General features: G+C 63.3%; 8 protein-coding genes. 3 read left to right on the top strand and 5 right to left on the bottom strand.

The window, feature by feature from the left end; translation table 11 throughout:
* On the top strand, window positions 1-358 hold a 358-nt coding region (locus K675_RS0103540), incomplete at its 5' end, for a helix-turn-helix transcriptional regulator (protein ID WP_017902133.1).
* A gap of 4 nt (window positions 359-362) precedes the next feature.
* On the opposite strand, the gene K675_RS0103535 is transcribed toward K675_RS0103540, so the two are convergent.
* On the bottom strand, window positions 363-1,712 hold the full coding sequence (locus tag K675_RS0103535) for an ATP-binding protein (RefSeq protein ID WP_017902132.1): 1,350 nt from the start codon (window positions 1,710-1,712) through the stop codon (window positions 363-365).
* Entirely contained in the window at window positions 1,709-2,386 is a 678-nt protein-coding gene (locus K675_RS0103530; RefSeq protein ID WP_017902131.1) for a response regulator, read from the bottom strand. The genes K675_RS0103535 and K675_RS0103530 overlap by 4 nt, the downstream gene beginning before the upstream one ends.
* A gap of 212 nt (window positions 2,387-2,598) precedes the next feature.
* On the opposite strand from K675_RS0103530, the gene K675_RS0103525 reads away from it, so the two are divergent.
* Entirely contained in the window at window positions 2,599-3,324 is a 726-nt protein-coding gene (locus K675_RS0103525) for a 4'-phosphopantetheinyl transferase family protein (protein ID WP_017902130.1), read from the top strand.
* Between the two features lie 117 nt (window positions 3,325-3,441).
* Here K675_RS0103525 and K675_RS0103520 read toward each other — a convergent pair whose 3' ends face one another.
* Together K675_RS0103520 and K675_RS0103515 are read right to left on the bottom strand one after the other, a co-directional pair.
* Window positions 3,442-5,052 carry an ATP-binding protein gene (locus K675_RS0103520; RefSeq protein ID WP_017902129.1) on the bottom strand — a complete coding sequence of 537 codons (1,611 nt, stop codon included), beginning with the start codon at window positions 5,050-5,052 and terminating at the stop codon, window positions 3,442-3,444.
* On the bottom strand, window positions 5,049-5,771 hold the full coding sequence (locus K675_RS0103515) for a response regulator (RefSeq protein WP_017902128.1): 723 nt from the start codon (window positions 5,769-5,771) through the stop codon (window positions 5,049-5,051). The genes K675_RS0103520 and K675_RS0103515 overlap by 4 nt, the downstream gene beginning before the upstream one ends.
* Window positions 5,772-6,509: 738 nt before the next feature.
* On the opposite strand from K675_RS0103515, the gene K675_RS0103510 reads away from it, so the two are divergent.
* The gene (locus K675_RS0103510; RefSeq protein WP_017902127.1) at window positions 6,510-9,416 is read left to right on the top strand and encodes a ribonucleoside-diphosphate reductase subunit alpha; all 2,907 of its coding nucleotides are present in this window, start codon (window positions 6,510-6,512) and stop codon (window positions 9,414-9,416) included.
* 188 nt (window positions 9,417-9,604) lie between these two features.
* Here K675_RS0103510 and K675_RS0103505 read toward each other — a convergent pair.
* Window positions 9,605-10,833 (bottom strand): calcium-binding protein (locus K675_RS0103505; protein ID WP_017902126.1); only part of this gene is annotated, 1,229 nt, incomplete at its 5' end.

The following is a 10,833-nucleotide window of genomic DNA, read 5'->3' as shown; positions in this document are numbered from 1 at the left end:
GCGGCGGGCCCCCGCCGACCTGCTGGCCCGCCCCGACGACGGCGACAGCCTGAGCAGCCAATTGCGCCGCCTGCTCAGCCGCGACGCCAGCCGCTGGCCGGACCTGGAAGCCGTCGCCCAGCATCTGCACATCAGCGCCCAGACCTTGCGGCGGCACCTGCGTGAGGAAGGCACCAGTTTCCAGGAGCTCAAGGATCAACTGCGGCGGGATATCGCCATCTACCACCTGGGCCGCAACGACTTGTCGTTGCAACAGATCGCCGAGCAACTGGGGTTCTCCGAACCCTCGGCGTTTCACCGGGCGTTCAAGAAGTGGACCGGCCTGACCCCTGGCGCCTACCGCGCCCAGGAGCTTTAGCCCATCAGGGCGTCGGGAAGTGGATGCGGAACGAGGCCCCGCCCAGGGGCGAGTCACCCAGGGTCAGCTCGGCGTCGTAGCTGTCGATGATGTCCTTGACCACCGCCAGGCCGATTCCCTGCCCCGGATGCTGGCGATCCAGGCGCTCGCCGCGCTGGAGAATGCGCGCCCGCTGATCCGGCGGCACCCCGGGGCCATCATCCTCGACATACACCTCGATCCCCTGCAAACCACGACGCAAGCTGATGCGCACCTGGCTCAGGCAGAGCCGGTAGGCGTTTTCCAGCAGGTTGCCGAGCAGTTCCAGCAGGGCACCCTGCTCGATCGGCACATGGCTGAACTCGGGCACATCGATGTCGACCCGCACCCGCTTGTCGCGGTACACCTTGTCCAGGGTACTGCAGAGGCTGTCGAGCACCGGCCGCAGCTCGACCTGGTGCCGCACCAGGCCGCTCTTGCGCAGACTGGCGCGCTGCAACTGGTAGCTGATCTGCTGGTTCATGCGCTCGATCTGGCTTTGCAGGATCCACGCCTGGTCGCGGTCCTGCGGCCGCTGCGCCATGCCCTCACTGACGCCTTGCAGCACCGCCAGCGGCGTTTTCAGGCTGTGGGCCAGATCATCCAGGGAGTCGCGATAGCGACTGCGCTGCTCGCGCTCGCTACGCAGCAGGCGGTTGAGGGAACCGGTCAGGCGCAGCAACTCGCGCGGGTGCTCCTCGCTGAGACTCTGCAGTTCACCGCTTTCGATCTCGTCCAGTTCCTGGCTCAGCCGTCGCAACGCCCTCAGGCCCCAGGTCAAACCGATCCACAGCAACGCCAGCAGCACCGACAGCGCCGCGCCGAAGCCCAGGTAGAGCTTCTCGCGCAGGCCGGCGAGGGTCATCTTGTATTCGCGCATCGGCTGCAGGGCGACGAAGCTGTAAGCCGCGCTCTTGCCGCCCAGCAGCTTGACCTCGACGTCATAAACGAAGAACTCGCTGCCGTTGTCTTCGCGGATCTTCGCGAACTCGTTGCCGCGACCGTCATAACGCGGCTTGTAGTTGATGTTCTCTTCCTGAGTCGCCCGGGAGCGCCAGACCAGGCGACCATCGCGGTCGTAGATGTAACCGAGCAGGCGACTGTCCGGCAGGTTGAATTGCTCGTCGGGCAGCAGGGTGGGCATCTGCAGCTGTTTCTTGTTGTCCACCCGCGCCGCGGAAATCAGCGTGGTGACATCGGAGGCCAGCCGCTGCTCGATGGCGTCCTGCAAGGCCAGGCTGAAGGTCCCCTGCATGGCAGGCAACAACGCCAGCATGAATAGAATCGCCAGGGTCGTGGCGGCCAGCATCAGCCGCACCCGCAGCGAACGAATCATCGGCAACGCTCGTTGAACATGTAGCCCAGGCCACGCACGGTATCGATCGGCTTGAAGCCGACCGGGCCCTCCAGCTTGCGCCGCAGACGGCCGACCAACACCTCGATCACGTTCGGATCACGCTCGTCGTCATCCGGGTACAATTGCTCCATCAGGCGATCCTTGGCGACCACCTGCTGATGGTGGCGCATCAGATACTCGAGGATCCGGTACTCATAGGCCGTCAGAGCCAGCGGCTGCTCATCGAGCGAAGCCTGCTTGCGGTTGAGGTCGAGCAACAGCGGGCCGGCGGTGATCGTCGACTGGGTGAAACCGCTGGAGCGCCGCAGCAATGCGTTCATCCGCGCCTCCAGTTCCTCGAACTGGAAAGGCTTGACCACATAGTCATCGGCCCCGGCGGCCAGCCCCTCGACTTTGTCCTGCCAATTGCCGCGAGCGGTCAGGATCAGGATCGGGAACACTTTCCCACGGGTGCGCAACTGGCGGATCAGATCCAGCCCGCCCACGCCGGGCAGGCCAAGATCGATCACCGCCAGGTCGTGATTGAACTGTTCGGTCTGGTACAGCGCCTCATCGGCATTGCCCACCGCCTCGACCACATGGCCACTGTCGGTCAGCCGGGTCTGCAAGTGATGGCGCAGCAGCGCCTCATCCTCTACCACCAGCAACTTCATAACGCTCTCCAACGATACGGGCATCGCATCACCACTAACGGTAACTCAGTTCTGCCAAAGTGTTTCGTAAAAGATACGACCAACCAGCACTTGCAGACCCGGCGCATCATCACCGTTACAGGTTACCCAAGCGGCCCTGAACTCCCCCTGAACACAGCCCGAATCGAATTCGCCCCTATCCAGCCACGGTCCGAGCCGGCAGAATGTCCGGCATGAATCCGCCCCATACCCTCCCCGCCTGCTGCACAGCGCTCGATCACCACTGGCCCCTGCCCGTGGCCGTGCCCCACAGCGTGCTGCTGAGCACCCACTTCGACCCGGCCCGACTGGCACCGGACGACTTCCTGCGCAGCGGGATCGCGCCACCGGCGAGTATCCAGCGCTCGGTCGCCAAGCGCCAGGCCGAATTCCTCGCCGGGCGGCTCTGTGCCCGCGCCGCTTTGCTGAAACTGGACGGCACCGACTGCGTCCCCGCCATCGGCGAGGACCGCGCGCCCATCTGGCCCGCTCATGCCTGTGGCTCGATCACCCACGGCACCGGGCGGGCCGCCGCCATCGTCGCCGACAGACAGCACTGGCGTGGCCTGGGAATGGACCTGGAAAACCTGTTGCCCCACGACCGCGCCGAGCGCCTGGCCGGCGAAATTCTCACGCCAAACGAATTGCAGCGCATGACGGCGGGCCCCGCCGAACGGATCGCCCTGGCGGTGACTCTGACCTTCTCGGTCAAGGAAAGCCTGTTCAAGGCACTGTACCCGCTGGTGCTGCAGCGCTTCTATTTCGAGCATGCCGAAGTGCTGGAGTGGGACATGCGGGGGCATGTGCGGATGCGCCTGCTGACCGACCTCTCCGGCGAATGGCGCCAGGGTGTCGAGCTGGATGCCCAGTATGTGGTGCAGGGGGAACACCTGCTGAGCCTGGTCAGCATCGCAGCCTGAAGGGGCTGGTGTTCCTCGGCTGCCCGGTAGCCTCGCGAATGAATCCGGCGCCCTGGGAGTCGGCCATGCGCACGGGGGCACCGCCTGCGGGAGCCGGACTCATCCGCGGACAGCCCCTCAGACTTTCTCCTGATGCCGCGGCCAGCTCAGGCTGAAGCAGGCCCCGCCCAGGTTCTTGCTCTTGCCGATCAGCGCCCGTCCATCGTGCCAGTGAATGATCCGCCGCACGATCGACAGCCCCAGCCCATGCCCGCCCGAAGCCCGCGTGCGGCTGTTGTCCAGGCGCATGAACGGCGTGAAGATCCGTTCCCAGGCACTCTCAGGTACGCCGGGGCCGTCGTCCTCGACATCGATCCGGCAACGCAACTGCCCCACCTGGTAACTGATGCTGACCTGCGACTGCGCATGGCGCATGGCATTCGTGACCAGGTTCTGCAAGGCCCGATGCAGGTAACGCGGCTCGGCCTCGACCCAGGCGTCATCGCAATCGGCCGCCGACAGGCAGATACCACGTGACACCCGGACCTCGGCGCGCAACGGCGCCAGTTCGCCGATCACCTGATCGACCATGGCATCGAGGTCGATACGCTGGAAATTCAGCGCCGGCGAGCCCTGCTCCAGCCGGGCATAGGTGAGCATCTCATCCACCAGGCGATCCAGATCCTGGATATCGTTGTCCATTCCCTCCATGTACTTGACGCGGGCCTGCTCGGTAGTCGCGTCACCGACCATCTCCAGGCCGAAACGCAGGCGCGCCACCGGCGTGCGCAGCTCATGGGACACCGCCCGCACCAGCTCGCGCTGGATCATCAGCGAGCGCTGCAGATGTTCGGCCATGTCATTGAACGCCCCGGCCAGACGCCCGATGGAGTCCGCACCACCGGCCGGGACACGGGTTTCCAGGCTGCCCTGGGCGATTCGCGTGGCGGCCGAGGCCAGGCCGCGCAGGCGTCGCTCCAACTGGCGAACCAGCAGGTAGACGATCAGGCCGATCAGGCTCAGCCCGAGTACCGCAATCAATACCAGCCACTGCGGCGGATACGGGTTCATCTGGTACAGCGGGCCGATTTCCAGAACCCAGGGCGTTCCCGACACCCCGGCGAATACCCGGATCGAATCACCGCCCTTGCCCAGGGCCATGACCGTGTCGCCTTCGGTGATACGCCGACGCTGGTCCTCGTCCATATCCGCCTGGTCGAGCGCCACCAGACGCATGTCGAAACCGAAGCCCTTGTCCTTCTTCAATGCCGCCAGACGGGCCGGCTGCTCGGCCAACGGGTAGCGCACCAGTTCGTCGGCCAACAGATAGATGGTCGCCCGCGCCAACTGCTCGCTGATCTGCTGGACATCGCCCGCCAGCAGCAGTTGCTCCTGCTCGCTGACCAGGCGGTAGACTCGCGCGGCATAGGGGCCGCTCTGTACCACCAGGGCCTGGCCACGCAAAACCCGGGTACGCTGCCCGAGATCGAGACCGGCGGCGCTGATCGACTGCAACGACAGCGGAATGCCCAGCAGGCGCTCCCACACCACCAGGGCACGACGGCGCTCGATATCGGCCATCGGCTGCAGGTTGTCGGCCATCAGTGAAAAGGTGCCGTGGGCCAGCCGCTCACGGTACTGCTCGCCGCGCACCTCGTTGAGCAGGTGCAGGGCCAGCACGCCGAGCAGCGCCACCAGTACCAGGGCGGCACACATGCCGCCGTAGATGCGCAGGAAGATCGAGTTCACAGGAGCAATTCTGCCGCCGCTTCCGGCACGAACAGATAGCCCTTGCCGCGAATGGTCTTGATTAACCGCGGATGCTCCGGGTCATCGCCGATCTTCGGGCGGATGCGCGAAATGCGCACGTCGATGGAGCGGTCCTGGCCGTCATAGCCGACACCCCTCAGGGCAGTGAAGATCTCCTCCCGGGAAAGAATCCGCCCGGCGTTGGCCACCAGCAGCCAGAGCAGATCGAATTCGGCGCTGGTCAGTTCGATGGCGGCCTGGTCCAGCCAGGCCTCGCGCAGGGCCTCGTCGACCACCAGCGGGCCGAACTGCAGGCGGCGGACCGGCGGCACGGCGCTCTCGGACGGCTCGCTGCGCCGCAGCAGCGCCTGGATCCGCGCCAGCAGCAGGCGCGGGCGCACCGGCTTGCAGACGTAGTCGTCGGCGCCCAGATCCAGGCCCTGGATCTGGTCGAGGTCATCGGTGCGCGCCGTGAGCATGAGGATCACGCCGTCATACGCGTCGCGAATCCGCCGGCAGATACTCAGGCCGTCCTCGCCAGGCAGCATCAGGTCGAGGATCACCAGATCCGGCTGCTCGCGCACGATACGTTCGGCCGCCAGGGCGCCATTGCCCTCGATGGAAACCCGCAAGCCATTGCCCTCGAGGTACTCGCGGGTCAGCTCGGCCAGACGCTCGTCATCCTCGACTATCAATACCTGCCAGGCCTCTTGCTCCACGGGTTACCTCTACGGACGAAGATCGGTTGGGAAGGCTCCGCTCGTCTTTTTGTAATGATTCGGGCGGATGATCCAAAGCATGTGAGCGGCCGATTGTAGCAACGGTGCGACAAGAGCACACATGCACGGATCAGGACTCGGTAACAGGCTTTTTCTGTGATAGGGTTCGCGCCCGCAAAAATCCGCCACGGACAGTTTCAGGCGGAAAAAACAGTGACAAACGGTCCGATCCAGTGCTGCTGCGGCCTACGCGTGACCTCAGCCTTTCATACACAAATTACGCACAGTCTTATCCACAGGTAGTACGTTGCAATCCCCCCCAAAAACGCATTATCTTGTACCCCCGTGGAAAAAAGAACCCTACATGTAGGGGTTTCCACCCAAAACCCCAAACACATTTCGGACGAAAAACTCAAGCTTTTTTCTTGCTGCCGAGGGGTTGAACTAAACAGATTTCCAGAAGACCAAGCCGCGCCCGCGGATGGCAGCCTTTTCCCCCTATCACGTGGGAAAACGGTACGGGTGTTGCAGTGGAGAACTGTCACCCACCAGGAATTCGGTCGCGGGTCACCGACCCGCCGCCAGCGAAACTTCGGCAAGGAAGCGGAGCCAAAAGCCCCCTTTCCTACTGTCACGGAGTGGTTATGCCCGACGACACTCGTCGGTTGTAGTGCTTCAGGACGGAACGGTGGGCACCTTCGTGGTGCCCAAACAAACATAGAGAACGTGGAGACACCCATGCAAACCGACACAACTCGCGAGAACCCGCAGGGCACTGTGCCGCAGGCTTCCGATTCGAATCTGGATCTGTCCGCCACCGCGCCGGGCCAACTGCGCGTGATCAAGCGTAACGGCACTGTCGTTCCTTACACCGATGACAAGATCACCGTCGCCATCACCAAAGCGTTCCTTGCAGTTGAAGGCGGCACCGCCGCCGCCTCGTCGCGCATTCACGACACCGTCGCGCGCCTGACCGAACAGGTCACCGCCACCTTCAAGCGCCGCATGCCTTCGGGCGGCACCATCCATATCGAGGAAATCCAGGACCAGGTCGAACTGGCCCTGATGCGCGCCGGCGAGCAGAAAGTCGCCCGCGACTACGTGATCTACCGTGACTCGCGCGCCAAGGAGCGCGCCACCCGCGCGCCTGCCGAAGAGCCGGTCAACGCTCACCCGTCGATCCGCATCACCCGCGCCGACGGCAGCCTCGCACCGCTGGACATGGGCCGCCTGAGCACCATCGTCAGCGAAGCCTGCGAAAGCCTGGAAGAGGTCGACGGCGACCTGATCCAGCGCGAAACCCTGAAGAACCTCTACGACGGCGTAGCCCTGAAAGACGTCAACACCGCCCTGGTGATGACCGCCCGCACCCTGGTGGAACGCGAGCCGAACTACTCGTTCGTGACCGCCCGCCTGCTGATGGACACCCTGCGTGCCGAAGCCCTGGGCTTCCTCGGCGTGGCCGAAAGCGCCACCCACCACGAAATGGCCGAGCTGTACGCCAAGGCCCTGCCGGCCTACGTCGCCAAGGGCGTCGAGTTCGAACTGCTGAACCCGGTACTCGCCGAGTTCGACCTGGAGAAGCTGGGCAAGGCGATCAACCACGAGCGCGACCAGCAGTTCACCTACCTGGGCCTGCAGACCCTGTACGACCGTTACTTCATCCACAAGGACGGTATCCGCTTCGAACTGCCGCAGATCTTCTTCATGCGCGTGGCCATGGGCCTGGCGATCGAGGAGAAGCAGCGTGAAGACCGCGCCATCGAGTTCTACAATCTGCTGTCGTCCTTCGACTACATGGCTTCGACGCCGACCCTGTTCAACGCCGGTACCCTGCGTCCACAGCTGTCGAGCTGCTACCTGACCACCGTGCCGGACGACCTGTCGGGCATCTACGGCGCGATCCACGACAACGCCATGCTGTCGAAATTCGCCGGCGGCCTGGGCAACGACTGGACCCCGGTCCGTGCGCTGGGTTCGTACATCAAGGGCACCAACGGCAAGTCCCAGGGCGTCGTACCGTTCCTGAAAGTGGTCAACGACACCGCCGTGGCGGTCAACCAGGGCGGCAAGCGCAAGGGCGCGGTCTGTGCCTACCTGGAAACCTGGCACATGGACATCGAAGAGTTCATCGAGCTGCGCAAGAACACCGGTGACGATCGTCGTCGTACCCACGACATGAACACCGCCAACTGGATCCCCGACCTGTTCATGAAGCGTGTCTTCGACGACAGCAAGTGGACCCTGTTCTCGCCATCGGAAGTGCCGGACCTGCACGACCTGACCGGCAAGGCTTTCGAAGAGCGCTATGAGTACTACGAAGCCCTGACCGAGTACAACAAGATCAAGCTGTTCAAGGTGGTCCAGGCCAAGGACCTGTGGCGCAAGATGCTCTCGATGCTGTTCGAGACCGGCCACCCATGGCTGACCTTCAAGGACCCGTGCAACCTGCGCAGCCCGCAGCAGCACGTGGGCGTGGTCCACAGCTCGAACCTGTGCACCGAGATCACCCTGAACACCAACAAGGACGAAATCGCCGTCTGCAACCTGGGCTCGATCAACCTGCCGAACCACATCGTCAACGGCCAGTTGGACACCGCCAAGCTGCAGCGCACCGTGAACACCGCCGTACGCATGCTCGACAACGTCATCGACATCAACTACTACTCGGTGCCACAGGCGAAGAACTCCAACCTCAAGCACCGTCCGGTCGGCCTCGGCATCATGGGCTTCCAGGACGCGCTGTACCTGCAGCACATCCCTTACGGTTCGGACGCCGCCGTGCAGTTCGCCGACAAGTCGATGGAAGCGGTCAGCTACTACGCGATCCAGGCTTCCTGCGACCTGGCCGACGAGCGTGGCGCCTACGAGACCTTCCAGGGCTCGCTGTGGTCCAAGGGCATCCTGCCGCTGGATTCGCAACAGATCCTGATCGAGGCCCGCGGCCAGAAGTACATCGATGTCGACCTGAACGAAACCCTGGACTGGGCGCCGGTACGTGCCCGCGTGCAGAAGGGTATTCGTAACTCGAACATCATGGCCATCGCACCGACCGCGACCATCGCCAACATCACCGGCGTATCGCAGTCGATCGAACCGACCTACCAGAACCTGTACGTGAAATCGAACCTGTCGGGCGAATTCACCGTGATCAACCCGTACCTGGTTCGCGACCTGAAAGCCCGCGGCCTGTGGGACTCGGTCATGATCAACGACCTGAAGTACTACGACGGTTCGGTGCAGCAGATCGAGCGTATCCCGCAAGAGCTGAAAGACCTGTACGCCACCGCGTTCGAAGTGGAAACCAAGTGGATCGTCGACGCCGCCAGCCGTCGCCAGAAGTGGATCGACCAGGCTCAGTCGCTGAACCTGTACATCGCCGGCGCCTCGGGCAAGAAGCTGGACGTGACCTACCGCATGGCCTGGTACCGTGGCCTGAAAACCACCTACTACCTCCGTGCCCTGGCCGCGACCAGCACCGAGAAGTCGACCATCAACACCGGCAAGCTGAACGCTGTTTCCAGCGGCGGCAACCACGGCGACGACTCGGTCCTGGCAGCTCCTGCCGCGGCCGCTCCAGCCGGCCCGGCTCCGGTACCGAAGGCTTGCGCCATCGACGAGCCGGATTGCGAAGCTTGCCAATAAGCTGAGCGGGTGAGCGCCTGATGGCGCAAACCTGAGAAACCCCCGCCAGGTCCTGGACCTGGCGGGGGTTTTCTTTTGCCCATTGGAAATTTTCACACACCATGAAAAACGGTCCCCCGGCGATAAGCCGGGGGACCGTTTTCTTCAGCTCAGCAAAGCCCCTGACTGCGGACTCCGCTTATTGTTTGTCAAACCGGAAGGGTGAACGACTCTCCATTGTTGGTGTAGAACAGCTCGATCGTGTTGCTGCCGTTGTACCAGTCCTTCAGGAAAACCCCCGAGTCCAGGTTGCCATTCTTCACGTCGGTCGCCGAGAAGATGTAGGCCCCCAGATCCGTCCTGACAACCTGGACATCACTGACACTCTGGATGTTCTTCAATGTCACCGTATCGACACCCGAGGTACCGGTGTCGAGGATGGCCACCATGGTTTTCGAGTAGACGATATAGGCATCGCCACCTTCACCGCCGTAAGCGTCTCCGGAGTTGTGCAGGTTGAGCGTGTCGAAGCCTTCTCCCCCGTGAAGCTCATAGCCATAACCGAGACCACTCAGGGTATCGTTGCCATCCCCTCCGATAGCGACACCGGAATACACCGTGATGTTGTCGCTGCCGGCCTCGCCATACAGGATGCTTCCGGTATCGTTGGTGCTGCTGACCATGGTGTCGTTGCCATTGCCGCCGTAGAGCATGTCGGCTTGGGCAGTATTCAGGCCCGATGCCGGTTTCACAGCCGAGGTATCGGTACTGGTGCCACCATAGATGAAGTCGTTGCCGTCCCCGCCGTAGATGGTGTCGTTACCCGCGCCGCCTTCCAGCCTGTTGGAGTAGGCGTTGCCAGTCAGCGTGTCATCGAAGTCCGAACCCATCAGGTTGTCGATGTTGTTGAGCACATCGCCCTGGGCATCGCCACCGGAAGCGGTGCCGTTTTGCAGGTCGATCTGGACGGCATCGCTGCTGGTGAGGTACCAGGCACCGTCCCCGCGTCCCATACCGTTGAAGGTATCGGCACCCACCCCGCCAATGAAGTTTTCGGCATTGGCCAGGCTGCCTGTGAAGGTATCGGCCTGGTCAGTACCCTGGAAAATCTCGATGGAGGTGTAGGTGTCGCCTGCGGCGATACCGGTCAGCACGGGGGTGCTCAAGTCGAGCACGATGCCGGAGGTCTCGCTGGCGAAGCTCAGCATGTCCATGCCGGCGCCGCCGTTAAAACGGTCCACTCCCGAACTGCCGACAAAGACGTCGGAGTAGCTGGAACCCTGGATCACTTCGATGCTTTCGTAGGTATCACCCGCCGCAATGCCGGTATTGATACCCGTCTGCATGTTGATGGTCACGCCTTGGGTGCTGTCGCCATAGCTGACCGTGTCGGTACCCGCGCCGCCGATGAACTGGTCGGCACCCGCGCCGCCCAACA

The sequence above is a fragment of the Pseudomonas fuscovaginae SE-1 genome (assembly GCF_000364705.1).
GTDB lineage: Bacteria > Pseudomonadota > Gammaproteobacteria > Pseudomonadales > Pseudomonadaceae > Aquipseudomonas > Aquipseudomonas fuscovaginae_A.
This window is presented reverse-complemented; position numbering and strand designations above follow the sequence as displayed.

Excerpts from the sequence above, each read along its gene's own strand:
- K675_RS0103535 (WP_017902132.1), bottom strand. The coding sequence starts at position 1,712 with ATGATTCGTTCGCTGCGGGTGCGGCTGATGCTGGCCGCCACGACCCTG.
- K675_RS0103525 (WP_017902130.1), top strand. The coding sequence starts at position 2,599 with ATGAATCCGCCCCATACCCTCCCCGCCTGCTGCACAGCGCTCGATCAC.
- K675_RS0103510 (WP_017902127.1), top strand. The coding sequence starts at position 6,510 with ATGCAAACCGACACAACTCGCGAGAACCCGCAGGGCACTGTGCCGCAG.
- K675_RS0103530 (WP_017902131.1), bottom strand. The coding sequence starts at position 2,386 with ATGAAGTTGCTGGTGGTAGAGGATGAGGCGCTGCTGCGCCATCACTTG.